A 26,682-nucleotide genomic window follows, 5' to 3' on the forward strand; every position below is an offset into this window, starting at 1 on the left:
TAGTTATAGCTGTATTGTCCGGACACCACCGCGGGCTGGCAAGCCCCGCGGTTGGCGCCGGTCACGGGCTGTGTAACGGCGAGGCACTCACACTCGGGTACTCAAACAAAAGTACGTGGAAGCAGGGAGGTACCCAAAAAAAGCCGGGCAAACGCGTTGCCCGGCAACACAGCAGACCCCAGGCGGGGCCTACGGGGGGTTAGAACAGGTGGATTAGTGTAGGCGCCCGGTGCGGGGCGGGTATTCGACTTTGGTCTACAGCGGCGGTCAATTTTGACCAAGGTCTAATGGGTCGCGCCCCGGCAGGGGGCTAATACTGTGCGGGCTCATCCACACAAACGCTAACAGAGGGAGCGCACGATGAATAAAAAACCCCTTGCCGCCGCCTTGCTGGCTCTTGGCTCCATGACCTATGCCGCCACTGGCCAGGCCGCGACTGCGGAGGAACGCATCGCCGAACTGGAACGCCAGCTCGCCGAGCTGAAGGCCATGGTGGCCGCCAACAAGGATGCGGACACCGTCCAGGAACAGGCGATCACCGCCAACAGTGAAAGCATCAAGACCAACGCTGCCGATATCGAGGAAGCCCGGCCCATGGCCAAGGGCACCAAGTTTACCTACGGCGGCTTCATCCAGCTGGACGCCATCGCCTCTGACTACAGCGAGGGCAAGCCCGGCAACAACCTGATCGACGATTTCCTCGTGCCCTCCCTGATCCCGGTGGAACCGGCCGGTGGCAGCGGGGATTCCTACACCTCGACCAACCTGCACGCCAAGACCTCGCGCTTCTTCTTCACCACGGCGACCGAGACCGACGTGGGCAAGATATCCTCGCGTATCGAGCTGGACTTTATCCTCAGCGGTAGCGGCGACGAGCGCATCTCCAACTCCTGGAACTCGCGCCTGCGCCACGCCTTCCTGCAGTGGGACTACGCCAAGGGCAGCTCGATCATGGCCGGCCAGAGCTGGTCGACGTTCTTCAACGTCGGCGCCCTGCCGGACAACCTCGACTTCGTCGGCCCGGTGGGCACCATCTTCGTGCGCCAGCCGCAGGTCCGCTGGACCATGGGCGGCCTGCAACTGGCGGTGGAGAACGCGGCCACCCGCCTCAATGGCGTGGCCTGGGACAACGACCACGAGGGTATCCCGGACCTGATCGCGCGCTACAACGCGACCATGGGCAGCCTGTCCTGGTCGATCGCCGGCATGGGCCGCGAGCTCAGCTACGAGGACCGCTCCAACCTCAGCGTGGAAGGCGCCAACGACTCGCAGTACGGCTACGCCCTGAGCTTCGCCGGCAAGTGGGGCATCGGCGCGGACGACCTGCGCTTCATGTTCAACTACGGCGACGCGCTGGGCCGCTACATGGGCCTCAACGCCTTCAACGACGGCTATGTCGACACCAGCGGCGACATCCAGACCACCGACCAGTGGGGCGGCTTCATCGCCTACCGCCACGTGTGGTCGCCGAAGTGGCACAGCACCTTCTCCTACTCGATGGCCCAGGTGGACAACCCGGGAAGCAACGACTTCGCCGGCGCCGACGGCCTGGCCAGCGAGTACCAGTCGATGCACGCCAGCCTGAATTACCAGCCGCACCCGAAGCTGCGCTTCGGCGGGGAGCTGATCTGGGCGGAGAAAGAGCTGGAGGATGGCCGCAGCGGCGACCTGAGTCGCTTCCAGTTCGCGGCCAAGTACGGCTTCTGAGAACGGCCTAGACCAAAGTCCAAGAGCCTGCTGTCACTGCCCCGCGTAGTATCGGGGCAGCGACAATCATAACAATATCCGAGGAGGTATCTGATGTCCCCTTTGAATGAAGAACAGGCCCGCGCTTACTGGAAGCGCAACCTGGCGCTGGTGGTCCAGCTGCTGGTGGTCTGGTTCGTGGTCAGCTACGGCTGTGGCATCCTGCTGGTGGATTTCCTCAACCAGTTCCGCGTGGGTGGTTACAAGCTTGGCTTCTGGTTCGCCCAACAGGGATCGATCTACGTGTTCGTGGTACTGATTTTCTACTACGCACGCAAGATGGCAGCACTGGACCGTGAGTTCGGTGTGGGCGAAGACGACTAGGAGACCACGACATGGAACTGCAAACCCTGACCTATATCGTGGTGGGCCTGACGTTCGCCATCTACATCGGCATCGCCTTCTGGGCGCGTGCCGGATCCACCAAGGACTTCTACGTCGCCGGCGGCGGCATTCACCCGGTACAGAACGGCATGGCCACCGCGGCGGACTGGATGTCTGCGGCCTCGTTTATCTCCATGGCCGGTCTTATCGCCTTCATGGGCTATGGCGGCTCGGTTTTCCTGATGGGCTGGACCGGCGGCTACGTGATCCTCGCCATGCTGCTCGCGCCCTACCTGCGGAAGTACGGCAAGTTCACGGTGCCGGAGTTTATCGGTGATCGCTTCTACTCCAAGTCCGCGCGTGCGGTGGCGGTAGTCTGCCTGATCATCTGCTCGGTCACTTATGTTATCGGCCAGATGAAGGGTGTGGGCGTGGCCTTCTCCCGCTTCCTCGAGGTGGATTACGACACCGGCCTGTATGTGGGCATGATCATCGTGTTCTTCTACGCGGTGCTCGGTGGCATGAAGGGCATCACCTACACGCAGATCGCGCAGTACTGCGTGCTGATTCTCGCCTACACCGTACCGGCGATCTTCATCAGCCTGCAGCTGACTGGCAACCCGTTGCCCCAGCTGGGCCTGGGCAGCACCATGGCCGGTAGCGACGTCTACCTGCTCGACAAGCTGGACCAGGTGGTGACCGATCTCGGCTTCGCCGAGTACACGACCAGTGTGCGGCTATCAACGCTGAATATGTTCGCCTACACCATGTCCCTGATGATCGGTACCGCGGGCCTGCCCCACGTGATCATCCGCTTCTTCACCGTACCCAAGGTGAAGGACGCGCGCTCCTCCGCGGGCTGGGCGCTGGTGTTCATCGCCATCCTCTACACCACTGCCCCCGCAGTGGCCGGCATGGCGCGCCTCAACCTGATGCAGACCATCGAGCCTGAACCCGGCCAGTACATCGCGTACGAGGAACGCCCGCAGTGGTTCCGCAACTGGGAGAAGACCGGCCTGCTCGGCTTCGAGGACAAGAACGGCGACGGCCTGATCCAGTACACCTCCAACGCCGAGACCAACGAGATGGTCAAGGTGGACAACGACATCATGGTGCTGGCCAACCCGGAGATCGCCAAGCTGCCCAACTGGGTGATCGCGCTGGTGGCTGCCGGTGGCCTGGCGGCGGCGCTGTCCACTGCGGCGGGCCTGTTGCTGGCGATCTCCTCGGCCATCTCCCACGATTTGATCAAGGGCATGATAAAACCCGATATCAGTGAAAAGTCGGAGTTGATGGCCAGTCGTATCGCCATGGGCTTCGCAATCGCCGGAGCCGGTTATCTCGGCCTCAACCCGCCGGGCTTCGCGGCGGGAACGGTGGCACTGGCCTTTGGCCTGGCGGCATCCTCGATCTTCCCGGCACTGATGATGGGGATCTTCTCCAAGGGCATCACCAAGGAGGGCGCGATCGCCGGCATGGTCGGCGGTATCAGCGTCACCCTGTTCTACGTGTTCCAGCACAAGGGCATCATGTTCATCCCCGGCACGGCCTTCCTCGGCGATACCCCGGAGAATTGGTTCCTGGGTATCGAGCCCAACGCCTTCGGCGTGGTCGGTGCCATCGTCAACTTCGCAGTGGCAATCGGTGTCTCCAAGGTCACCGCCGCGCCGCCGCAGGAAGTACAGGAACTGGTAGAGCACATTCGTATTCCGGTAGGTGCCTCGGAGGCAACCGGACACTGATCGCGTGGTGCGTGATTGGGGAGCTACCTCGCGGTGCTCCCCTTTTTTTTGGTGGGGCTTCACCGGGGTCAGAGCCGCGGCTCCGACCCCTCTCCAGGGGAGACTGTCCGGGAGCTATACCGGGGTCAGAGCCTCGGCTCTGACCCCTCTCTCATGGATTGCGGCCCGGGGTCAGAGCCGTGGCTCTGACCCCTCCCTCCAGCCTCGCGAACTACCTTTTATCGATGCCCTGTTTTCCCAGCCATCTGTCGGGCGATAGAATGGCAAGCGGTGCCGGGCTATCAGTGATTACGGAACCTGCCTTGTTCAAGAATAAACACATTATCGTCGCCATGCTGGTGACCCCGGTGCTGGCGCTGCTGGCCTGGTTCGGCGTCGGCCATTTTGCCGGTGAGAAGGCCGCCCCGGCTCAGCCGGGCCAGGCCTACCCCCTGGTGGAGCAGAGCAACTGCCGCTGGACCAGCGGCGCCTGCGACCTGCGCAATGCCGATTTCCGACTGCACCTGACCCTGGATAGCGGCCCCTCCGGACCGGAGTTCGAGCTGGTCGCCTCCCATCCGCTGGAGGGTGTGCTGGTTGGCCTGGGTAATCAGGATGCCCAGGTACAACCGCAGCCGATGCGGCCCTCCGACGGCCAGGGCCTGCGCTGGCGTATCGCACTGGCTGCCGTCCCCGCGCCGGACGAGCGTTTGCACCTGGTGGCGCGCGCCGGCGGCAGCAGCTATTTCGGTGAGGCCGCCACGACCTTCGTGCAGCCACGGGAGCCCTGATATGGCCGCCGAACCCGATGCCCACAACACCGAGGGTCTGGAGACGCCGGAGCTGGCGAGCATCGCGGAGTTTGTCGCGCTGACCCTGCCCTTCAACGCCCTGGCGCCGGAGCTTTTGAACCCGGTCATCGCCCGGATTCGCATCAGCTACCACCGCCAGGGTGAGCGTTTCGACGCGGACACCCAGGAGAAAGGCCTGCGCGTGCTGCGCAGCGGCGCGGTGGACCTGCGCGATGCGGACAACAAACTGCTCGATCGCCTCGGCGAGGGCGAGAGTTTCCACATCGCCAACCTCAACGCCGAGCGCGGTGTTGTCGTTGCCACCGTGATCGAGGACGCGCTGTTCTACCTGCTCCCGGACGAGGACTACCGCGCCCTGCGCGAGAAAGACCGCGACTTCGACCGCTATTTCAGCGCGCAGCGCAACCGGCGCTTGCGCCGGGCCGCCCGCTACCAGCCCGAACCCAACGGCATGCTGCGCGAAGTGCAGACGGTGATGAGTACCAACCTGCTGACCGTGGCGCCGCAGCAGAGCATCCAGCGCGCAGCCCAGGCCATGGCGGAGCGACGGGTGTCCTCCGCCTTCGTGGTGGAAGACGACGAACTGCTGGGTATCGTCACCGACCGCGACCTGCGCGTGCGCTGCGTGGCCAAGGGGGTCTCGCCGCAGCGGCCGGTGAGCGAGATCATGACCCGCGAGGTGGTCTCGGTGCAGGCCGGGGACAGCCTGTTCGACAGCACCCTGCTGATGACCCGCTACGGCCTGCACCACCTGCCGGTGAAGCAAGCTGGCCGCACGGTCGGTATCGTGACCACCTCGGACCTGATCCTGGCGCGCCAGGAAGACCCGGTGTACCTGGTGCAGCACATCTCGCGGCAGCACGATACCGACAGCATCCGCGAACTGCTCGCCGGTATGCCCAACCTGATGGTGCAGTGGGTGAAGGCGGGCATGCGCGCCCGCGAAGTCAGCCGTATTCTCACGGCGATTTCCGATGCGGTGACGGTACGGCTGATCCAGTTGGCGGAGGAGCGTTTCGGTCCCGCCCCGGTACCCTGGTGCTGGTGCGGCTTCGGCTCGCAGGCGCGCTCGGAGCAGTTGCTGGGCGCGGACCAGGACAACGGCATGGTGATCGACAACAGCGTTACCGAGGCGCAGCTGCCCTGGTTTCGCCAGGTCGCGGAACTGGTCTGCGACGGTCTCGCCCAGTGCGGCTACAAGTACTGTCCCGGCGGTATCATGGCGAAGACCGAGGAGTGGCGCCAGCCGCTCTCGCGCTGGCGTGAGACCGTGCGCAAGTGGGCGCGGGCGCCGACCCCGGACGCCGTGATGCGGGTGAGTATCTTCTTCGATATCCGCTGCGTGCACGGCGAGAAACAACTCGCCGAGCAGTTGCAGGCGACCATGCTGGAACAGTCCTCGCGCAATTCCATTTTCCTCGCCGCGCTGGCCGCCAACGTGCTCGACAACCCGCCGCCGCTGGGGATTTTCCGCCGCTTCGTGGTAGAGCGCGGTGGCGAGCACCGCGACGAGCTGGACCTGAAAAAGCGCGGTGTGCTGCCGGTCACCGAGATCGTGCGCTTGCACGCCCTGGCGCACAAGATCACCGCGGTGAATACTGACGAGCGCCTGGAAGCGCTGGCCCACCAGCGTCACCTCGGTATCGCGGACAGCCGCAACCTGTCGGATGCCCTGCACTATGTGCAGCAGCTGCGCATCAAGCACCAGTGCGAGCAGGTGCTGCGCGGTGAGGCGCCCTCCAACTTCCTCAACCCCCGGGACCTGCCCAAGATGGCAAGGGAGCAATTGCGCGATGCCTTCACCATTATCGACGAAGCCCAGTCCTCCGTGCGCCAGACCTATCGCGCGGGGCTGTAGTCATGTGGGGACTGCGACTGCGACGCCTGCTGCAGGGACGCCAGTTGCGACAAGGAGCGTTGCGCAATTGCTGGCAGGTGCCCTTGCCATCCACTTCGAGCGACTGGCGGGAAGTCTCTTTCCTCGCGGTTGACGGCGAGATGTCCGCCCTCGATCCCGCCGACGGCGAATTGCTCAGCCTCGGTTGGGTCGCTATCGACGGCGGCGCGATCCACCTGGACAGCGCGCGGCATATCCTGGCCCGGCCGCGGCAGAGTGTCGGCCAGAGCGCGGCGATCCACAACCTGCGCGACTGCGAATTCGACAGCGCGCAGGACCCCGGTGAAGTACTCGATGCGCTGCTGCAGGCGGCGCAGGGCAGGGCGCTGGTATTCCACAACGCGCGCCTGGACCTCGCCTTCCTCGACGAGATCGCGCGCGAGCGCCACGGCGCTCCACTGCTGATGCCGGTGGTGGACACCCTGCTGCTGGAGGAGGCCTTGATGCGCCGCCGCGACCAGCCCATTCGCCAGGGTGACCTGCGCCTGCAGGGCTGTCGCGACCGCTACGGTCTGCCGCGGGCGGCGGCGCACAACGCGCTGGTCGATGCCCTGGCCACCGCCGAACTCCTCCTCGCACACGCCACGCATCGCGGCGGCCCCTCGCTCGGGGCACTGCTCGCCCCCTAGCCCGGCGCGGGCCGAAACCCCGGCCCACCCGCACAGTTCGGGCAACTCACCCACAAAGGTCCATGCAACGAGGGCGCGTAGCGTCTATTCTTTCCGCCAGTCATTTTTCTGCGGGGATACCCATGGCCCTGGCCCATGCAATCATGACAGCGCTGCTCGATGCAGACCTGTCAGGCTCGGAACTGTCTCGAGACTTCGAGACATCGCTGGGCTTTTTCTGGCAGGCCTCCCACCAGCAGATCTACCAGGAATTGCACAAACTGGCCGACAAGGGCTGGCTGAACCGGCGCGAGGTCCAGCAAAGCGGCAAGCCCAATCGCATCGTCTACGGGCTGACCCAGGCCGGGCGCGAGGCCCTGGCCGACTGGGTGTTTGGCAAGACGCGCATGCAAAGTGCGAAGGACGAGTTGCTGCTCAAGCTCTACAACCTCAACGCCCAGAACGCGCAGCACCTGGCCAATGAGATCACCCAGCGTCGCGAGGACATGATGCAGCGGCTTTATTTGTACGAGAAAGTTCGCCGCACCCACTACGCCGAGCCAGCGGCGCTACCCACACGTCACAAGGGGGTCTACCTGGCGCTCGCCGCCGGCATTTCCCACGGCGAGCAATTTCTGGCCTGGTGTGACGAGGCGCTGGCGTTGCTCTCTACCGTGGAGCCCGCCTGAGTGCGCCGGCACGCCGCCCGGGAACCCGCGCCTGCAGGCTCTTGGACGCCCTGAGACATATCGTGATTGCGACGGGTGGCTGCTTGTGTAGCCGGTGCTCGCGGCCGGCTCACCGCGCATCTTGAGTGCACAAACTGTGACCTAGCGCACACTTTTGATTCAAGTTTCCCTGCCCAAAATCGCCGAAAATCGCTAAGTCTTTGATTTTATTGTGGTGGCACGGAATGTGCTGCTTTTTTAACCAAGTGCGATCTAGCCCCGACAGTGGCCGTCCATGGAAGGACGCTGTCATACAGCTTCACAATAATTTCACCATCGTTAGCGTGCTGCTGGCTAGGCTTCTGGCCGGGTCCATGAGTTCCCGTTGTAAAAGTCATCAACTGGTTAAAGCAGTTCTATTGGTCACCTAAACGAGGTACATAAGGTTATGAACGCTCTGACAAAACGCACAAAGCAGCTGGCGCTTGCATGCGCTGCTTCGGCAGTGCTGGCGGCGCCAATGGCCTCTCAGGCCGCCACGGTCTACTTCGATGATCCGCATCCCAACGCGCCGTATCTCGACGTCATCAACATCACCAAGCTTGGTGGTTCCGGTGATTTTGATTTCGTGATCGATGTAGTCCTGCAGGAGACCGACCGGGTTGTTTCGCTGACTCTCGAGGCAGGCGAGTCCTACACCCTTTACGGTTACTTCACCGAGTTCACCCTCAGCGAGTCCGGTAGCGGCTGGGTCAGCAACGTCGACATGTTCGGCGACCCGAGCGGCACCAAGGACTACATGGTGGTGGACAGCAACACGGCGGTGGGCACCTGTGTCCAGGGCACGCACTGTGTCTGGGATATCGTGGTCACCAACGTACCGGTGCCGGCCACGGCATGGTTGTTCAGTTCGGCCCTGCTCGGCCTCGGTGGCATCATGCGCCGTCGCGGGCAACAGGCGGCCTGACACACACCGCTCTTCCTCTACTTGGCAGGTCGCCGCCTGGCGACCTGGCAGGTTTCCCCACAGCTCCCCTGATCCTTTGCGCTGCGTCGATCGGCGGCATTGAATCCTGCGCGCGCTGTAATAGTGCGCAATGCATCACATTTTGACAGTTTTTTTGACAGCCTGACGAATTGGTCTACAGTTCTAGTTACTCACATTCGAACAGCGTGTGAGTCCGTCCAGGCACCATGATCTGGGCACGCGTAAAGGAATACACGCCCGTCGGTCAGGCCCTCTGTAAGCTGTAACTAGGCGACCCGAGACAACCCCCGCCAGCGTGGTAACAATGCACCCATATCTTCCACAAGCCCTCTTCGAGGAGGCTTCGGACCGTTATGAAACATTCTGGCCACATTCGTAATACTCTCGCGGCAGTCACCCTGGCCGCGGGCATCGCCGCGCCGCTGTCTTCCCAGGCTGCGACAATCTATTTTGACGACCCACACCCCAATGCGCCGTTTCTCGATGTTATCAATATCACCAAGCTTGGTGGTTCCGGTGATTTCGAGGTGGTGATCGACGTTGTCCTGCAGGAGACCGACCGGGTAGTCACCCTGTCGCTCGACGCGGGCGAGTCCATCACGCTGTACGGCTATTTCACCGAATTCACGCTGAGTGAAGCGGGGGCTGGTTGGGCGAGCAACGTCGATATGTTCGGCGACCCCAGTGGAACCAAAGGTTATTCAGTGATGGATAGCAACACGGCGGTGGGCACCTGTGTCCAGGGCACGCACTGTGTCTGGGATATCGTGGTCACTAACGTGCCGGTCCCCGCAGCCGCCTGGCTGTTTGGCTCAGCCATGCTGGGCCTGGGCTCGGTGATGCGTCGCCGCCAGGTACAGACCGCCTGAATCTTTAAGACGCGCTGCTCCCGGCGCGTCGGATCGGGACAATGCTTTAATCCGACTGGCTGGCCGTTTACGCGGCCAGCCAATTCTCGTTGGGTTGGCGCATGTTCCGGGTGATAGGGCAGTGGCGGGAAATCGCAAACAACATTTTGAACATCTCCACCAGGTGGGGTGACACCACCGGTTTGCCCGTGGTCAGGATAGACACGGCAATTTCGCGTGACGGGTCCGCCCAGCACAGCACGTTGGACAGGCCGAGATGGCCGTAAGCGTGCTGGGTGTTGGGGCCATACAGGCCGAACGGGGAGTTCCCCAGCATGAACCCCGCGCTGTAGCGCATCGGCATCTTGAGTGATGCGTCCATCTGCGACTTGCCCGCTTCCTGAGTGGCGCGGTGGATGGTCAGCGGCTGCATTACCCTGCGGTTCTCGTACACCCCGCCGTCGAGCATCATCTGGTAGAAACGGCCCGCCTCTTCGGCGGTGCTGTAGATATTGGCCGCCAGCAACTCCGCGGTAAGGAATTCCTCGGTGTTGGACAGATCGACCGCCTCGTCCACACCGACCCCCAGCACTTTTTCCAAAGTGCCGCCCACGATGGGCCCGGGCTTCAGGCCGGTGGCGTAGTTCATGGCCACCCGCGGCAGGTCGCGCCGGGTGAGCCCGTAGCGGAAGTAGCGCATCTTCAGCGGCTTGCGGAAGTGGCGGTCCATGTACTGCTGCGCGGTGAGGCCGGTGGTTACGCGTATCAACTCGTCGATGATGAAGCCGCCGGTGATCGCGTGGTACGCCTGGGTGCGGCCGTGGTAGTCCAGCGGCTTTGCGGCGCAAATGCGCTCGACAATCGCCTCGCGGTCGAACAACTCCCTGGGGTCGACCCGCTCGCCCACGCCGGGAACGCCGGCGCGGTGGGCCAGCAGCTGGAAAATCGTGGTGTTGTGCTTGCCGTTGGAACCGTAGGCCGGAATGTAATAGCTGATCGGGTCGAGCAGGTGAATCTCGCCCTGTTCGGCCAGCAGGTGCAGAAGCATGGCGCTCACGCCCTTGGCGGCGGAGAACTGGCAGATGGGGGTGTTCAGTTTGGCGACCACCGCTTTCGGGTCTGCCGCGTCGCCCTTCTGGTAGCCGACGATGCGGTTGAGCAGGATATTGCCGCGGTGCCGCAGGCAGATGCTGATCAGCGGGTGCACACCGGTGCGGTACAGGCCCAGGGTGGCGTCCCAGATCGCCTCGGCGGCGTCCGGCTGCAGCCCGCTCTCCTCCGCGGGAATCTCGGCTTTGTCATCTATGCTGGTAATACTGTCGAGATCGTCCGGGATTGCGACCCGGCGGAAGGGGTTGGCGAGGGCTTTTCTGGTCAGGCAGGCAAGCATGGTGGTTCTCCCGATCTGGCGGGGTCTAGCATATACCCCACAGCGCATAGGGAAAAGCGCCCCCGGAGGCGCCGCGCACCCACCAGATGGCCTGCAGCTTGCATGTTTCACGTCGGCACTGAACAATGCCGGCACTAAAATTTTGAAAGAGAGACAACTATGAATGTGGTGATGATCGGCGCGGGATACGTGGGCCTGGTTTCCGGTGCGTGCTTTTCCGAATTTGGCGCAAATGTCGTCTGTGTCGATCTCAACCAGGAGCGCATCGATGCGCTTACGGCGGGGCAGATCCCTATCTACGAACCGGGCCTCTCCAGCCTGGTCACCCGCAACCGCGAGGCCGGCCGCTTGCGCTTCACCACCGCGCTGGCGGAGGCGGTGACCGAGGCCGATCTCGTGTTTATCGCCGTGGGTACACCCACGCGGCGCGGCGACGGCCACGCCGACCTCGGGTACGTGTATGCCGCCGCCCGGGACATCGCGCCGCACCTGCGCGGCTATACCGTGGTGGTGGATAAATCCACGGTACCGGTGGGCACCGCGGCACAGGTGCGGCGCATCATCGCCGAGACCAACCCGGGTGCGGATTTCGATGTCGCGTCCAACCCGGAATTCCTGCGCGAGGGCGCGGCGATCAGTGACTTCCTGCGCCCCGACCGCGTGGTTCTCGGCGTGGAGAGTTCACGCGCCGAGTCGCTGCTGCGCGAACTGTACCGGCCGCTCAACCTGATCGAGGCGCCCATCCTGGTCACTGACCTGGAGAGTGCGGAATTGATCAAGTATGCCGCCAACGCCTTCCTCGCCACCAAGATCAGCTTTATCAACGAAATCTCCCAACTGTGCGAGGCGGTGGGCGCGGACGTCCACGCGGTGGCCCGCGGCATGGGGCTGGATGGGCGCATCGGCAAGAAATTCCTGCATGCGGGGCCCGGCTATGGCGGGTCTTGCTTCCCCAAGGATACGCTGGCGCTGGTACGCACCGCCCAGGAGTACGGCGTGTCCTCGCGCATCGTGGAATCCGTGGTCGAGGTCAACGCCGCGCAGAAGGCGCGCATGGTGCAGAAAGTGCGCCACGCGCTGGACGGTTCCGAGGCGGGCAAGCGCATCGCGGTGCTCGGCCTCACCTTCAAACCGGAGACCGACGACATGCGCGACGCGCCCGCGCTGTCCATCCTGCCGCCGCTGGTGGACAAGGGCGCCGTGATTGTTGCCCACGACCCGCAGGGCATGCGTGAGGCCAAGGCCCTGCTGCCCGACTCAGTAGAGTATGCCGACGATATCTACACCGCCATCGAGGGTGCCGACGCGGTGGTCCTGCTCACCGAGTGGAACGCCTACCGCGGGCTGGACCTGCCGCGGGTCAAGGCCAGCATGCGCGGCGACGCCTTTATCGACCTGCGCAATGTCTATGAGCCGAAGATGATGGCCGAGTACGGCTTCCGCTATACCTGTGTTGGCCGCTGAGCTGCGCACTACCCCACTCTGAAGTTGTCACACATGTGTCATAAACGTTTACAGTGTCACCATTCCGATATTTTTAATGTGAGCTATCTCACTGTTTGAACACATAATTTTTGTATCGGCGTAATAATTGCTTTAAGGTTTTCAGCACCGAAGTCACCAAATACTTCCCTACATGCTGCGGGCTCCCTAGAAGAATGGACTCTGTGTTGATCATCCTCGCCGTTATGGGCTTCGCCTCGGTGGTACTGGCGCTGTATATCCTCGCCGATGCCAACCGCACCTATATCGGCGACGGTGACAAGGGCGACCGCGCCAGCCTCGGCCTCAATGGCGGCGCCGGGCACCGCTATCGCGAGCGCAGTTCCCGCGACCGGCGCAGCGGCAGACCGGTATCATTTCCGTTGTCGCTGGACGGTATGCTAATCCCCGAAGACCGGCGTAAACTACCGGACCGGCGCAAGCGCGAAGCCGCGTAAGCAGCCTGAAACGGCGACCCCGGCCAGAGCCGGCGAAGCCCTATAATAATAAGCTCTCGCGGGTTTGGCGGGGGGGTTAGAGATCGACATCAACCTGATCAGCTACGGCTCGACCTGGGTGACCTATTCCCTGTTGGGAATCGGGTTGTCCGCGTTGTTGCGCAATCGCGCCATTTCACTGGCGGCCACCGTGTGCGTGTCGCTGACGGCGATCTGGGGGGCCGTGGTCGGACTCGGCTCGCTGCTGGATTACCCGCCGGTGAAGCTCTACCAGGTCGCGGAAGCGGCGCGCAACGGCGCCTGGATGTTCATGCTCTACAACATGTACGGCATGAAGCTGCGCGGCTCCGGCCACTTCTTTTCCACCCGGCGCTGGCTGCCCTGGTTCTTCGCCGGCGTCGTGCTGCTGCTATTGCACCTGTTCACCCTGGACTGGGCGCTGCGCGCCTTTGGCTTGCCGCAATCCCTCGAGCGCGACTTCACCTACTTCATGTGGCTGTGCTTTTCCCTGGGCACGCTGGTGCTGCTGGAGCAGGTCTACCGCATCAGCACGACCTCCGAGCGCTGGCGCATCAAGTACATGTGCCTCGGCCTGGGGTTCATCTTCGTCTACGACTTCCTGATGTACACCGAGGCGCTGATCCTGCGCCAGCTCAACCCGGTGATGTGGCAGGCGCGCGGAGCGGTGGTCGCGGTGACCGCGCCGCTGATCGGCCTGTCGGTGATTCGCAGCCGCATCCGCAGCCCGGAAATGCAGGTCTCCCGGCACGTGGTGTTCCACACGGTCACCTTGCTGGTGGCCGGCGTCTACCTGATCTTCATCGCCTGTGTCGCCTACGCGATCAACGTCATGGGCGGCACCTGGGGCGGCGTACTGCAGATCACCTTTCTGTCCATGGCCGCGCTGGCGTTTCTCACCGTGGTGCTTTCGGCGCGGGTGCGCGACCTGGTGCGGGTCTGGCTCAGCAAGCATTTCTTCAGTTACCGCTACGACTACCGGCGCGAATGGCTGGAATTCACCCAGACCCTGGCGGAGAGCGCCAGCTCCACGCCGCGGGCGATCACCCAGGCGATGACCAAGATCTGCGGCAGCCCCTCGGCGCTGCTGTGGATGCGCACCGAGGCACGTAATTTCACGCTGATCGAACAGTGGCAGATGGCCGACCCCGGCCCGCTGGGAGATTTCTCATCCATGGCCACCTGGCTGGAGCGCACCGGCTGGATCATCGATCTCGACGAGCTGCGCGACAACCCCGCGATCTACGCTGAACTGGAATTGCCGGAGGCGCTGGAGTCCCTGCCGCGCGCCTGGCTCATCGTCCCGCTGATGTTCACCGACCGACTACAGGGCATCCTGCTGCTGCTCAAGCCGGACATCGTGCCGGCCCTGAACTGGGAGGACCGCGACCTGCTCAAGGTGGCCGGGCGCGCCGCCGCCACCCACCTGGCGCGCTTCCAGGCCCACGCGGACCTCGTCGAGGCGCGCCAGTTCGAGGCCTTCAACCGGCTCTCGGCCTATGTGGTACACGACCTGAAGAACATTCTCGCGCAGCAGTCGCTGATCGTTTCCAACGCCGCGCGCCACCGCAACAACCCGGAATTCCTGGACGACGTGTTCGAGACCATCGAGCACTCGGTGCAGCGCATGACCCGGCTGATGGCACAGATGCGCAGCGGCGTGCGCGGCGAGGCCAAGGAGCCGGTGGAACTGGTGCCGCTGCTGCAGCGGGTGGTCGATTCGAAGAGCGCCACGCGGCCGCAGCCGGAGTTCTCGCCACCGCGGGCGGACTACCAGGTGGAGGCCGACAGCGAGCAACTGGCGACGGTGTTCGGCCACCTGATCCAGAACGCCCAGGAGGCGACGCCGCCGGATGGCAGGGTGAGCATCAACCTGCAGCCGGTGGATGGGCGGGTGAAGATCTCCATCCGCGACTCCGGCAAGGGCATGGACGAGTATTTCATCAAGCACCGATTGTTTACGCCCTTCGATACCACCAAGGGGCTCACCGGCATGGGTATCGGCGTGGTGGAGAGCCGCGAGTACGTGCGCAGCCTGGGCGGCGAGATGCACGTACACAGCACCCCGGGGGTGGGCAGTTGCTTTACTGTGGTGCTACCATGTGCGCCGCATTTGCATATAACAATAGAAAAACCCGGGGATGTCGTAGTTGGCGGATGACAGGAAGTGCCTGCTGGTAGTGGAAGACGACCGCGGGCTGCAAAATCAGTTACGTTGGGCTTTTGAAGATTATGCTGTCGCACTCGCCGGCAACCGGGACGAGGCGATCGCCATCCTGCGCCGCGAGCAACCCGGCGTGGTCCTGCTCGATCTCGGCCTGCCGCCGGACCCGGGCGGGGTCTCCGAAGGCTTTGCCACGCTGCGTGAAATTCTCTCCCTGGCGCCAGAGACCCGTATCGTGGTGGTCACCGGAGACAACGACCGCGCCAACGCCATCGAGGCGATCAGCCTCGGCGCTTACGACTTCTACCAGAAGCCCGTCGACCCCGAAGTGCTCGGGCTTATCGTCGAGCGCGCCTACCGGGTGTATGAGCTGGAGGCGGAGAACAAGCGCCTGCAGCTGAATCAGAAGGAATCCCCCCTGGAGGGCGTGATCGCCAGCAGCCCGCAGATGCTCGAAGTGTGCCGCATGGTCGAGCGCGTCGCGCCGGTGGACATCACCGTGCTGCTGCTCGGCGCCAGCGGCACCGGCAAGGAGCGCATCGCCCAGGCGATCCACGCGCGCAGCCCGCGCGGCAGCAAGAACATTGTCGCCATCAACTGCGCCGCGATTCCCGACACCCTGCTCGAGTCCGAACTGTTCGGCCATGAGAAAGGCGCATTCACCGGTGCGACCTCCCAGCACATCGGCAAGATCGAGCGCGCCCACGGCGGCACGCTGTTCCTCGACGAGATCGGCGACCTGCCACTGGAGCTGCAGGCCAAGCTGCTGCGCTTCCTGCAGGAGCGCGTCGTCGAGCGCGTCGGCGGCCGCAAGGAAATCCCGGTGGATACGCGCATCATCTGCGCCACCCACCAGAACGTGCTGCAGATGATCGAGAACAAGACCTTCCGCGAGGACCTCTACTACCGCATCAGCGAGATCAGCATCCGCATCCCGCCGCTGCGCGAGCGCGACGGCGATGCCGTACTGCTGGCCAAGGCCTTCCTCGAGCGCTTCAACCAGGAACTGGGCGGTCCACGCCGGGTGCTGGGCAAGGATGCCATCGAAGCCATCGAGGCCTACGCCTGGCCGGGCAACGTGCGTGAGCTGGAGAGCAAAATCAAGCGCGCGATGATCATCTCCGACAATGGCCAGATTGCCGCCGCCGACCTGGAACTCGCGGATGTAGAGGGCGAACCGCTGCCCATCAACCTCAAGCAGGTGCGCGAGGACGCCGAGCGCCGCGTGGTGTGGCGCGCGCTGGTGCAGTGCGACCACAATATCAGCGATGCGGCCCAGGTATTGGGGGTGACCCGTCCCACGCTCTACAAGTTGTTGGAAAAATACCAGCTGCGTTAATTCACAGTGGCGCGCCTGCGCGTCACTCCTCCCTGTAAAAAAACCTGACACCCGGCGCCGCCCGGCATGCCGCCTGGCCGCCTGCGCAGGGGGTTCACCTGTGCCGCCCGAGTACTTCAGTCAGGAATATTTACAATCGCCCCGGGATTTGCCGAACGACTGGCCCATACAGGCTATCAGGCACCAATTTCGAGGCAAAAAACCGCGTTAAAACAAGGGCCTGTGCTGCTTGGCACACTAGTTGAATAGTACCGGGGGCGAGCATCGAAGCCTCCAGTGCAGTTCTGCTTCGGGTACGCACCATTACTAGGCGAGGAAAGGCCAAACCGGGGGCGACCCCGGGACGGAAAGTCACAGGACTCGATATCCAGGAGGGGTTGTGTTTCGAGTTGGCTGGGCCGCCCTACGAAGTTCAATAAGTAGAGGCACTCTCAATGAATAAACTTGCGACTTTTGCATCCGCTGCGATTCTCGCGGCATCCGCGGGTTCGGCATCCGCGGCAGTCGTCCAGGTAGAGGGCACCGGCTCCGGCGACGCTACCATCGGTGGCATCTCCCAGAGCACGTTCTCCTATGAAGTCAGCGGCACCTTCGATGATGCCACCGGCATCATGAGCCTGGATTTCTCCGTGACCACGATCGTTCCGTCCGTGGGCGCAGAGAACTTCATCACCGGTACCCAGACTGTCAACCTGTTCGCCGGCACCTTCGTCGAGGACAACGACACCTGTACGCCGGTCTCCGGTTTCGACATCTGCCCCTATGCAGACATGAACCCGAACCCCTACGACAGCTTCAACCTGGACAGCTTCGATGCCTCTGGTATCCAGTACACCGTAAGCGACCTGGCCCAGGGTGCCCTGAAGACTGTGACCTTCAATGTCAGCGCCGTGCCGGTTCCCGCCGCGGTGTGGCTGTTCGGCTCTGCGCTGCTCGGCCTGACCGGTGTTACTCGCCGCCGCAAGGCAGCTGCGTAACCAACGCATCAGCGTTGTTCAAAACCCGTGGCGAATGGAATCGCCACGGGTTTTTTATTGCCGGCTGCGCGGCTCCAGGATGGCCGGCGCTGCAGCCCCCAAGCGCCGAACGTGTATTGACAGCCCCGTGCCGCCCAATCATGGTGGCAGAGCCGAGCACTGGACCAAAGCGCCAATGCAACAGGCGCAATACACATAACGAAAACTCTCAGTGAAAACCCCTGAATTGCAGCGTGGCAAAAACCCATAAAAAGAAGAAACATCGACGCGGGGCCCCGGGCGCAGACAACACACCGGTGGAGCTTCGCGATGCTTTCGGCGCGAACCCGCGACGCCTGCCGCTGGCCCGGGCCATGCGCCTGGCCGCCGCTGCCGCCCAGCGCGGCGACCACGGTGCGGCTGAACACATCTACAGCCAGGCCATGGAGCAATGCCCGCAAAACGCTGGCCCGGCCTGCCGCCTGCTGGCCAGCCTGCGCGCCCGAGGCGAGGACGAGGCGGCGCAGATGCTGGCCTACCGCCTGCAGGCCATGTTCCCGGACGACGCCGACCCGGTCATCGAAGTCGCTGCCTTTTACAGTGAACTCGGTGAGCCGGCTCGAGCCCTTTCCCTGCTGAGCGGTGCCCTGGAGCGCGCCCCCGCCGAGCGAGCTGGAGGCCTGCAGCGGGCACTGGCCGATACCTTTATCACTACCGGGGAGGCAGCGCGCGCCGCCGAACACTTCGATCTGGCCCTGCAAAGTACCCCCGGTGATGTACTGGCTATGTTCGGGCTCAGCCAAATCGCGCCGGCGCAGCGCCGCGCTGACCTGCTGCCGCGGCTGGAGGCAATGGAGCGGGGCGGGGAAGTGCCTGCGCACGAGCTTCCACACCTGTACTTCGCACTGGCTTACCTGTGCCAGGCCGACGACCCGGCGCGCTACTTTCACTACCTGCAACTGGCCAACCGCTGCGTGGCCACCGATGCCGGACCCTATCTTGGAGGTCTGCGCGAGCACTACCTGAAGGTGGAGGCGCTGTTCACGCCATCGTTGCTGGCTGCCTGTGCCGGCCACGAAGCGCAGTCGCCCGCCCCCGTGCTGGTGCTGGCGCCTCCGCGCTCCGGTACCACGCTCGTCGAACAGGTGCTCGGTGCACACCCGCAGCTGCACCCGGTGGGCGAGAGTCTCGCTTTCGTGGCGGCGTACAACCAGGTGCTGCGTGAACGCCAGGCCGAAGGGCCTCTGTGGCAGTGGCAACCCGGGCAATTACACGAGGCACTGCCCCGGCTGGAACGGCATTACATGGGGCACCAGCGCCTGCGCACTGCGGCGGGTATGCAGCCGGTGGACAAGTCCATCGAGAATATCCGCTATCTCGGCCTGATCCTGCTGGCCTGGCCGCGGGCGAAAGTGATTCGTCTGCGACGGCACCCGCTGGACACCATTGTTTCCTGCTACCACCAGTTCTTCACTGGCGGCTTCACCCACCTGTTCGACCTGGAAGCCCTGGCTCACTACTACCTGTTGTTCCAGCAGTACATGGATTTCTGGCAGGCCCGCTTCCCGGATAACTTCGTCGAACTGGAGTACGAGGCGCTGGCCTCCCGGCCGGAAGAGTCTATCCGCAAGCTGCTGGCTGACTGCGGCCTGCCTTTCGATAAGGCCTGCCTGGAGTTCCACCGTCATGTCGGTAGCGTGGTGACGGCGAGCAAGCTGCAGGTGCGCCAGCCGGTCCACAGCGCGGCGGTGGCGCGCTGGAAACCCTTTGCCCGGCAGTTACAGCCGGCGATCACCATTCTTGAACGGGAGCTGCAGTGTGAATTCAGCTGATACCAGACCGGCCGAGGGCCCGGCGCAGGGGCGCCTGCAGCCCGCGGAGTGGGCACACTTCTGGCGACAGTCGCCGGTGACCTCGATGCTGGACGCCTTCGAGGCGAGCTACGACCTGGAGATCCGCGCGTTCTGGGAGCAACACATGCTCCCCGCGCCCGAGCAACTGGTCGATCTCGCCACCGGCAACGGCGCCCTGGTCTGGATTGCCGACGAGATTCTCAACCGCGGCGAGCCGCGCACGCGCATTACCGGCGTGGACTTCGCCAGCACGGACCCGTTCAAGACCCTGGGCCGGAAGCGGCGCGATTACCCGATGGTCGAGTTCATCGGCAATACCAATATTGAAGCGCTGCCCATGGCCGACGCGTCCGTCGACATGGCCGTGAGCCAGTGGGGGTTCGAGTACGCGCAGCCGGAGCGCGCGGTGCTCGAGCTGTTGCGGGTGCTCAAGCCGGCGAGCCGCGTGGCGCTCATCTGCCACTACGAGGATTCCGATATTGTCCGCCACAGTCGCGGGGCCTACGGTGTGTACGATCATTTCCTCAACCAGGCTGCGCTGTTCGATCGCTACCTCGCGCTCGCCGATGCCACACCGAAGCGCGCGGGTGCGCAGCAACTGCGCACAGTCCCCGCCTATCAGCAGGCACTGGGGCAGCTCAACCAAAGTATCCATGCACTGGGACAGTTCCTGGGTTCGACACCCGGGCTCAACCCCGCGCGGGCCAAGCACTACCTGGATTGCCTGCAATCGGTGTTCACCAGCAACCGGCTGGCCACGCGCGCCGCGCGGCGCGAGGCCATCATCGGCTACCGGGAGCAGATGCTGTCCGCCATGCGACGTGCCGAGGATCTCTACTCCAGCGTGCTGACCCGCGAGGAGTGCGCGCAGCTGGTCGGCATGTTCGAGGCGGCGGGTTTTACGGTGCGCCACAATGCCCCCGTGCGCCACGCGCGCCTGGGGGACGTTGGCATGGGAATTGCTGTTTATCGGCAGTAACTTCGCTTGATGGCCTTGTTGGGTGGTCGCCGGCGGGGTGGTCGCGTTGATTGTGCCCAGGATAGTGCATACACTGGTTTGAATCCGCGAAGACTAGTCATCGAAAGCTTTTTCGATATTCCAGGACGATTTATTCAGATCACATACCCGCGCTATACAGAACTATAATCATTGGGGCGTGATTTGAGGGGGTGAAGTTTGTGAAGGTGGCGGATGGGCGTGTGGTCCTTCTGGAATACGAGGTCTCCGACCAGGCGCACGGCCTGCTCGACAGTTCCGGCGAGGATGCCCCGCTGGTTTACATCCATGGTACGCCCGGCGTGCTGCCGCTTCTCCAGTCGGCACTCGATGGAAAATCCATCGGCGATGTATTCGATGTCACCATTGCACCGCAGGATGCCTATGGCGAGCACAACCCCGCGGCCGTGCAGGAAGTCTCCCGCAGCCAGTTTCCCGAAGGCGTGGACTTGCAGCCCGGCATGCAGGTCAGTTCGTCCGGCGGCCCGCAGCTTACCGCCGTTATCACCCAGGTCACCGAAGACAAGGTCACCCTCGACGCCAACCATCCGCTCGCGGGCAGGACGCTGCGTTTCCAGGGCAAAGTAATTGAAGTGCGCGAGGCCTCCGAGGAGGAGCTCGCTGCCGTGGGACGGTCCGCCGCCGGCTGATGTGCCGGCCAAAACCGCAACCCGAGTAACCACACAGGAAAGGACAACGATGAAGACCTTGCGAACACTCGTCGTCGCCGCGCTGGCACTGCTGAGCCTGGCGGCGCAAGCCCAGACTGCAGGCAACTACAAGATCAACCCCGGCGATATCCTCGAAGTGTATGTCTGGAACGAGGAAGACCTGACGCGCCAGGTGCGGGTGCGCCCGGACGGTTTTATCAGCCTGCCGCTGGCCGGTGAGGTGCAGGCGGGCGGCAAGACCCCGGCCGAGGTGACCACTGCGCTGGGCAAGGCGCTGGGCAAGTACCTGAACGATGCCCCGGTGATCACGGTGTCGCTGGTGGACCTGCAGGGCAACATCGTTTACGTGTTGGGCAAGGTGAACCGCCCGGGGGCATTCACGGTGAGCACGCCTGTGGATGTGACCCAGGCATTGGCCTGGGCGGGCGGGCTGAACTCCTTTGCCGACGAGGGAGATATCCAGATACTGCGCCGCGGCAGCGATGGCAACCAGGTCTCCCTCGAATTTGACTATGGTGCGGTGAAAAATGGCGAAGACCTGAAGTCCAACATTTTGCTGCGCAGTGGTGACGTCGTTGTCGTACCTTAAGACGGAGCGCTGCCCGCACTGGCAAATTGCCAGTGCCCTCCTGGTAGTGATGGTATCGAACGTTGCGAGTGCGGCTGAGACGTCTGTCAAAGCAGGTGCCAGCCTGAACTATGAATACAATGACAACGTTCGGGTGTCGCCAATCAACCAGATTGCACTCTCGGGATGGACAGCGAGCGGCTCTGTCGATATGCGATATGCAACTCCGCGTTTCGCCGCGGAGGGAACCCTGAGGCTCAATTCCGAAAAGTTTGACAGTGTCGATACCAAGAAGCTGTCGCCCGGATTACAGGAGCCAGACCCTTCAGATTTTGATAGCGACAACCAGGCACTGTCCGGCACGCTGACTTATTCGGCCGAGCGCCAGAAGTACGCCTTGTATGGCGAGTACTCACGTGACAGCACGTTGAATACGCAGTTTACGGACACCGGTCTCGGCGATCTCGCCACGGTCGAGGGAGCATCCCGCAGGGAGAGCGTGACCTTGCGGCCGAGTTGGCGCTGGCAGATGACGGAACGGCAGAATCTGTCCCTGACTTACGAATGGCAGGATGTAGAGTTCGATAGCGAGCGATATTCAGATTACGACTACCAGTCGCTGGTATCGTCCTGGGCTTATGGCCTGACAGAGCGCGTCAGCTTACAGGTGGTGCCCACCTTCAGCTACTACGAGAGCTCGCGAGTCGACAAGGTCACCTCAACGGCCTACGGAGTACAGGCTGGTGCAGTCTGGGAATACTCGGAAAACCTGAATTTCACGGGCCTGATAGGATCGACACGGGTTGAGACCGAAGTGGATGGCGGTTTTTTCATTATCGACCCGGAGACTTTCGAACTGATTTTTGTCGAGTACGATGACCAGGAGAGCACCGGTCTGACCGGCAATCTACGCGCAAGCTATACGCAGGAGCGCACCGGAATTTCCGCACAACTGATATCCGAGTATGTGCCGAGCGGCAACGGAAGGCTGCGGGAAGATACCCAGGCGCGACTCAAATATTTCTGGAAGCCACTGGAGCGCATGCGCCTGGATTTTGATGCCCGGTATGGCGTCTCCAAGGATACACGCGCCAGGGGCGGTACCGAGACGGAACGCGATTATGCCGAGGCCGGGGTCCGGTTCGCGTACCAGTTCGCCGAGGAATGGTGGGTCAGTGCCAAGTACCGGTATCGTTTGCAGGACTACGAGAATTCTGCGAATGGGTCGGGCGAGGGCAATCTGTTCCTGGCGAGTGTTTCCTACCGGTTGCCCAAGGAAATCCTTTGAATGGCCTTCGGGATTCTGGATGTGGTTGTGTCCGGGCCGGATGGGCGGCGTGACATCGGAGATCGCTTGTTTTCGCGGTCACAGCTCGCGTGCGACGCGTTGTGATCCGCTTGCGAAGTTGAATTAACAGGTAACGTAACATGTCAGCATTGAATGAAGCGGGGGTGGAGGCAGCAGCCCTGGAGTCCGGGCCCAGCCTGCAAGAGTACATCGCCGGGATGAAGCGTCGTTGGAAGCCGATGGTCATCTTCGGCGGGGCGATGTTGGTGCTGGCTCTCGCGCTTGCGCTTCTGTGGCCGCCCACCTTTACCGCGTCCTCCACGATCCTCATCGAGGAGCAGGAAATTCCCACGGACATGGTTCGCTCAACCATTAATAGCTACGCGACCCAGCAGATTGAGACGATACGCGCGCGCGTGCTGACTCTGCAGAACATCTCCAGGATTATCGAAAAGTACAACCTCTATACGAAAGAGGAAATGGCGACCATCCCGCGAGCGAAGATGGCCCGTAACTTCATAGATTCCGTGGATCTTGACCTGCAGAACGCGGCGGTTCTGGACCCCAGGAGTGGCAGGCCGATGCAGGCAACTATTGCATTTCGGCTGTCTTACTCCGCAGAAACGGCACAGCATTCGATGGTTGTGACGAACGAGCTGACCAACCTGTTCCTGAACGAGAACTTGCGAACGAGGCAGGAGTTGACCTCTTCCACAGCTGAGTTCATGCGCGAGGAAGCCAGGAAGGCGAATGAGGAAGTGCACGAAATCGAAGGCCAGATTGCACAATTCAAAGGCGAGCACCAGGGGGCGCTTCCCGATAACGCGCTGTTGAACCTGCAGAATTCCGCTCGCTACCAATCACAGCTGAACGCCGTGGAAACGCGACTCCAGGAGTTGTCGATGCGAGAACTGGACCTGAAAACCCAGCTCTCAACCACCAGTAAATATGCGCCAGTTGTGCTGCCGACAGGTGAGCGAGTGCTCGGCGATGTAGACCGGCTCAAGGCTTTGCAGTCGGAATACAGCCGGGTGTCAGCGCGCTACTCGGAGAATCATCCGGATGTCATCAGGCTCAAGCGCGAGATCGATACACTACTCGCCCGTTTTGGTGGCGGTGCGGACAAGCAGGAATTGCAGCGTATGCTCGCCGCGCGTAAAGACGAGCTGTCTGCCCTGCAGTCCAAATATTCGGATGATTACCCTGAAGTGCAGGCAATGCAGCAGATTGTGGACCAGCTGGAAGGTCAATTGGCCGAGACTGGCGCGGACACGTCTGCCCCGGAGCCCGACAACCCCACCTATCTGATGTTGGACAACCAGTTGCAGGACCTGCAGATTGAAAAGCGGGCGCTCGCTGCCAATGCGGAGCAGTTGAGGAAAGATATCGAGCGGCTGAGGGTGGTGATGGCTGAGGCCCCGGCGGTCGAACGCGAGTACCAGAACCTGCGACGCAATCTCGAAGTAGCCAGCTCCAAGTATCTTGATCTCAAAGCGAAACTGAAGGATGCGGAACTGGCTGGCGAGCTCGAGGCCGGCCGCAAAGGCCAGCGATTCACTCTGTTGGAGCCGCCGGTACTGCCCAGCGCGCCTTCCAGTCCCAACCGCAAGGCGATATTTCTTGCTGGATTCACGCTGGCGGTCATCCTGGCGCTTGGTGTCGGTTTGTTGCTGGAAGCCCTGGATGGCAGTGTGCGCAGTGCGCGGCGGCTGGGTGACCTGATGGGCGAAGCGCCACTGGTTTCCATTCCCTACATCCAGACTCCAGTCGAGCAGCGTGCGCGTGAACCCAACAAGAAATTATTAATGCTGGGAGGGATTGCGCTGGCGGCATTGGTGATTTTACTTTTGGTTATCCACTTCTTTATTCAGCCGTTGGATGTCTTGTGGTATTCCACGCTGGGCGGCGTAGGAGTTAGTTGAGATGAGGGCCGTCTAGATGGAATTCGTAAAGGACGCAATTGAGAAAGCTCGCCAGGAGCGTGAAACGCTCACTGGAAAGACCGCCAAGGCGAGCCCCGGCAGGGCAAGCGATGCGGGAGGGGAGGCTGGTACCGAAGGTGTTCAGTACAGCCAGACCCGCAAAGCGCCACTGAATGCCGAGGTCCTGCTCGCCAATCGTGTCGTGGCCGCATTCGAGGACGACGAAAGGGCGCAGCCTTATCGCCACCTGCGTACCCAGGTGCTGCAGAAGATGCGTGTGCATGGATGGCGCACTCTGGCGATCACCAGCGCGCACGCCAACGCGGGAAAAACCCTGACGGCGGCCAACCTGGCGGTGGCGCTTGCAAAGGAAGCGAACCAGACTGTATTGCTCGTCGATCTGGATTTCAAAGGCCCCAATGTTCTGGATACCTTTGGGCTTACGGCTGAACTCGGCTTTGTTGATTACCTGCTGGAGAAAGTCGAACTCCAGGACATCCTGGTCAACCCCGGCCTGGAGCGGTTGACGATTCTGCCTGCGCTGCCGGTTGCCGGTGCTACCTCGGAGATCCTGTCTTCCCCGCGTATGAAAGCCACTCTGGAAGAAGTCGTCGGCAGATACCAGGACCGCATACTGGTTTTCGACCTGCCCCCGCTGCTTAGGGATGACGACGCGCTGGTGTTTACGCCGTATGTGGATGCCACCTTGTTCGTCGTGGAAAACGGGGTTACGACGCCCGGCGACATAGAGCGTTGCTCACAGCTATTGCAAGGGGTGAACCTCATTGGGACCGTATTCAATAAAGCGGACTAGGCGTTTCGGCGGATAGGCAAGATGTACCTTGAACACTATGGGCTGACTGTTCGGCCATTCAGTCTCAATCCTGACCCCGCGTTTCTCTATTTGTCCTCGCAGCATAGCCTGGCATATCACATGTTGGTTTATGGGTTGCGGGACCAGCCGGGCATTACCGTGGTCACCGGAGAGGTGGGCTCCGGAAAGACCACCTTGCTCCGCCATTTACTGGACCAGCATGACCAGGATGACCTGGTTGTGGGTCTGTTGGCGGATACCGACGAGGATACTGCGGAAGCACTGCACCAGTGGGTGGCCATGTCGTTCGGGCTGGATCATACCGGGGACAAGATCACGATAAAAAGACGCCTGCAGGATTTTCTGATCAACAACTACGCCAAAGGAAAATCCACCGTACTGATTGTGGACGAGGCCCAGAATCTAAGCGCGAAGTCACTGGAACAGGTGCGCCTTCTGAACAACATCAATTCCGGTGGTGATGAGTTGCTGAAGATTTTTCTGGTCGGGCAGCCCGAATTACTGAGAAAGCTTGAGAGCCCTGAACTCATGCAACTGGCGCAGCGTGTCATGGTTGAATTCCACCTCGGGGCTCTCAATGCAGAAGATGTCGTCGAGTATATTCGCCACCGCTTACGGGTCGCGGGCGCCGACCATGATATTTTCGACCGGCCCGCCATGTATGCCATCTACTATCTCGGCGCGGGTGTCCCCAGGTTGATTAACACGCTGTGCGATTACGCCCTGCTGTACGGATTTTCCAAGGGCCTGACACAATTGCAGGTCGACGCGGTCGTAGCCGCCGCTTCCGGCAGGCGGTTGGGGGCCGTGCATAGCGCAACTCCGGATACCCCGGAAATGACGCATGCACTTGAATATGTCTTGCAGTCCACCGGTATCGACCTTTCCCGGCTGGTTCGAAGGATGCCTTCCCAGACAGCAGGGTAGACAATATCGCCCATCGCGGGCGTTCGTCTTAAAGTTTCTGCAAAATAACTATAATGAATATCTGGGTATCGCCAGAATTTAATTGTTATCCGTACCATTCTAAAATATTTGCCAGTTTTTTCCGATAAATTGCCATTTTTGGCGATAAAACTCGATTTTTTATTGTGTTCTCGGTGCCCACCTATTTCAATAGCCCTAACGA

General features: G+C 62.1%; 23 protein-coding genes and 1 riboswitch. Of the genes, 22 read left to right on the plus strand and 1 reads right to left on the minus strand.

Annotated elements, in window-relative coordinates; translation table 11 throughout:
- Positions 1 to 360 precede the first annotated feature (360 nt).
- From E4634_RS17225 to E4634_RS17265, 9 genes are all read left to right on the plus strand, one after another.
- Complete coding sequence (locus E4634_RS17225; RefSeq protein WP_206046927.1) at positions 361 to 1,707, plus strand: DcaP family trimeric outer membrane transporter; 1,347 nt, start codon at positions 361 to 363, stop codon at positions 1,705 to 1,707.
- Positions 1,708 to 1,800: 93 nt separating this feature from the next.
- On the plus strand, positions 1,801 to 2,070 hold the full coding sequence (locus E4634_RS17230) for a DUF4212 domain-containing protein (protein ID WP_135445898.1): 270 nt from the start codon (positions 1,801 to 1,803) through the stop codon (positions 2,068 to 2,070).
- 11 nt (positions 2,071 to 2,081) lie between these two features.
- Positions 2,082 to 3,812: a sodium:solute symporter family protein gene (locus E4634_RS17235; protein ID WP_135445899.1), complete on the plus strand. Its 1,731-nt coding sequence runs from the start codon at positions 2,082 to 2,084 to the stop codon at positions 3,810 to 3,812.
- Positions 3,813 to 4,114: 302 nt separating this feature from the next.
- A complete protein-coding gene (locus tag E4634_RS17240) occupies positions 4,115 to 4,582 on the plus strand; it encodes a hypothetical protein (protein ID WP_135445900.1) in 468 nt (155 codons plus the stop codon).
- A gap of 1 nt (position 4,583) precedes the next feature.
- Complete coding sequence (locus E4634_RS17245) at positions 4,584 to 6,461, plus strand: DUF294 nucleotidyltransferase-like domain-containing protein (protein WP_135445901.1); 1,878 nt, start codon at positions 4,584 to 4,586, stop codon at positions 6,459 to 6,461.
- A gap of 2 nt (positions 6,462 to 6,463) precedes the next feature.
- Positions 6,464 to 7,129: an exonuclease domain-containing protein gene (locus E4634_RS17250; protein WP_135445902.1), complete on the plus strand. Its 666-nt coding sequence runs from the start codon at positions 6,464 to 6,466 to the stop codon at positions 7,127 to 7,129.
- Positions 7,130 to 7,251: 122 nt separating this feature from the next.
- On the plus strand, positions 7,252 to 7,797 hold the full coding sequence (locus E4634_RS17255; RefSeq protein ID WP_135445903.1) for a PadR family transcriptional regulator: 546 nt from the start codon (positions 7,252 to 7,254) through the stop codon (positions 7,795 to 7,797).
- Between the two features lie 499 nt (positions 7,798 to 8,296).
- Positions 8,297 to 8,743: a VPLPA-CTERM sorting domain-containing protein gene (locus E4634_RS17260; RefSeq protein WP_135445904.1), complete on the plus strand. Its 447-nt coding sequence runs from the start codon at positions 8,297 to 8,299 to the stop codon at positions 8,741 to 8,743.
- Between the two features lie 374 nt (positions 8,744 to 9,117).
- Complete coding sequence (locus E4634_RS17265; protein WP_135445905.1) at positions 9,118 to 9,633, plus strand: VPLPA-CTERM sorting domain-containing protein; 516 nt, start codon at positions 9,118 to 9,120, stop codon at positions 9,631 to 9,633.
- A gap of 67 nt (positions 9,634 to 9,700) precedes the next feature.
- On the opposite strand, the gene E4634_RS17270 is transcribed toward E4634_RS17265, so the two are convergent.
- Entirely contained in the window at positions 9,701 to 11,002 is a 1,302-nt protein-coding gene (locus E4634_RS17270) for a serine hydrolase domain-containing protein (protein ID WP_167854959.1), read from the minus strand.
- 159 nt (positions 11,003 to 11,161) lie between these two features.
- Here E4634_RS17270 and E4634_RS17275 point away from each other — a divergent pair, with 159 nt between their 5' ends.
- The 13 genes from E4634_RS17275 (at position 11,162) to E4634_RS17340 (ending at position 26,480) form a co-directional block, all read left to right on the plus strand.
- Positions 11,162 to 12,466, plus strand: a complete 1,305-nt coding sequence (locus tag E4634_RS17275; RefSeq protein ID WP_135445907.1) for a UDP-glucose dehydrogenase family protein — start codon at positions 11,162 to 11,164, stop codon at positions 12,464 to 12,466.
- Positions 12,467 to 12,669: 203 nt separating this feature from the next.
- The gene (locus E4634_RS17280) at positions 12,670 to 12,942 is read left to right on the plus strand and encodes a hypothetical protein (protein ID WP_135445908.1); all 273 of its coding nucleotides are present in this window, start codon (positions 12,670 to 12,672) and stop codon (positions 12,940 to 12,942) included.
- Positions 12,943 to 13,006: 64 nt separating this feature from the next.
- Positions 13,007 to 15,121, plus strand: coding sequence for an XrtA/PEP-CTERM system histidine kinase PrsK (prsK, locus tag E4634_RS17285; RefSeq protein ID WP_135445909.1), 2,115 nt, complete (start codon positions 13,007 to 13,009; stop codon positions 15,119 to 15,121).
- Positions 15,111 to 16,463, plus strand: a complete 1,353-nt coding sequence (gene prsR / locus E4634_RS17290; RefSeq protein WP_135445910.1) for a PEP-CTERM-box response regulator transcription factor — start codon at positions 15,111 to 15,113, stop codon at positions 16,461 to 16,463. The genes prsK and prsR overlap by 11 nt, the downstream gene beginning before the upstream one ends.
- Positions 16,464 to 16,773: 310 nt before the next feature.
- A riboswitch (cyclic di-GMP riboswitch) is annotated at positions 16,774 to 16,869 on the plus strand.
- Positions 16,870 to 16,897: 28 nt separating this feature from the next.
- The gene (locus tag E4634_RS22150) at positions 16,898 to 17,440 is read left to right on the plus strand and encodes a VPLPA-CTERM sorting domain-containing protein (RefSeq protein WP_206046928.1); all 543 of its coding nucleotides are present in this window, start codon (positions 16,898 to 16,900) and stop codon (positions 17,438 to 17,440) included.
- Between the two features lie 296 nt (positions 17,441 to 17,736).
- A complete protein-coding gene (locus E4634_RS17305; RefSeq protein WP_135445911.1) occupies positions 17,737 to 19,251 on the plus strand; it encodes a tetratricopeptide repeat-containing sulfotransferase family protein in 1,515 nt (504 codons plus the stop codon).
- Positions 19,238 to 20,251, plus strand: coding sequence for a class I SAM-dependent methyltransferase (locus tag E4634_RS17310; RefSeq protein WP_135445912.1), 1,014 nt, complete (start codon positions 19,238 to 19,240; stop codon positions 20,249 to 20,251). The genes E4634_RS17305 and E4634_RS17310 overlap by 14 nt, the downstream gene beginning before the upstream one ends.
- 200 nt (positions 20,252 to 20,451) lie before the next feature.
- Positions 20,452 to 20,919, plus strand: a complete 468-nt coding sequence (locus tag E4634_RS17315; RefSeq protein ID WP_167854960.1) for an FKBP-type peptidyl-prolyl cis-trans isomerase — start codon at positions 20,452 to 20,454, stop codon at positions 20,917 to 20,919.
- Between the two features lie 49 nt (positions 20,920 to 20,968).
- Positions 20,969 to 21,529: a polysaccharide biosynthesis/export family protein gene (locus tag E4634_RS17320; protein WP_135445914.1), complete on the plus strand. Its 561-nt coding sequence runs from the start codon at positions 20,969 to 20,971 to the stop codon at positions 21,527 to 21,529.
- Entirely contained in the window at positions 21,516 to 22,796 is a 1,281-nt protein-coding gene (locus tag E4634_RS17325) for a hypothetical protein (protein ID WP_135445915.1), read from the plus strand. Before E4634_RS17320 ends, E4634_RS17325 begins: the two co-directional genes overlap by 14 nt.
- A 140-nt stretch (positions 22,797 to 22,936) precedes the next feature.
- Positions 22,937 to 24,718: a GumC family protein gene (locus tag E4634_RS17330; protein WP_135445916.1), complete on the plus strand. Its 1,782-nt coding sequence runs from the start codon at positions 22,937 to 22,939 to the stop codon at positions 24,716 to 24,718.
- Positions 24,719 to 24,734: 16 nt separating this feature from the next.
- Positions 24,735 to 25,532 (plus strand): CpsD/CapB family tyrosine-protein kinase, encoded by a 798-nt coding sequence (locus tag E4634_RS17335; protein ID WP_135445917.1) that lies wholly within the window; start codon positions 24,735 to 24,737, stop codon positions 25,530 to 25,532.
- Between the two features lie 21 nt (positions 25,533 to 25,553).
- On the plus strand, positions 25,554 to 26,480 hold the full coding sequence (locus tag E4634_RS17340) for an ExeA family protein (protein WP_135445918.1): 927 nt from the start codon (positions 25,554 to 25,556) through the stop codon (positions 26,478 to 26,480).
- The last annotated feature ends 202 nt before the right edge of the window (positions 26,481 to 26,682 follow it).

It is taken from the genome of Mangrovimicrobium sediminis (assembly GCF_004745945.1).
In the GTDB taxonomy this organism is placed as follows: domain Bacteria; phylum Pseudomonadota; class Gammaproteobacteria; order Pseudomonadales; family Halieaceae; genus Mangrovimicrobium; species Mangrovimicrobium sediminis.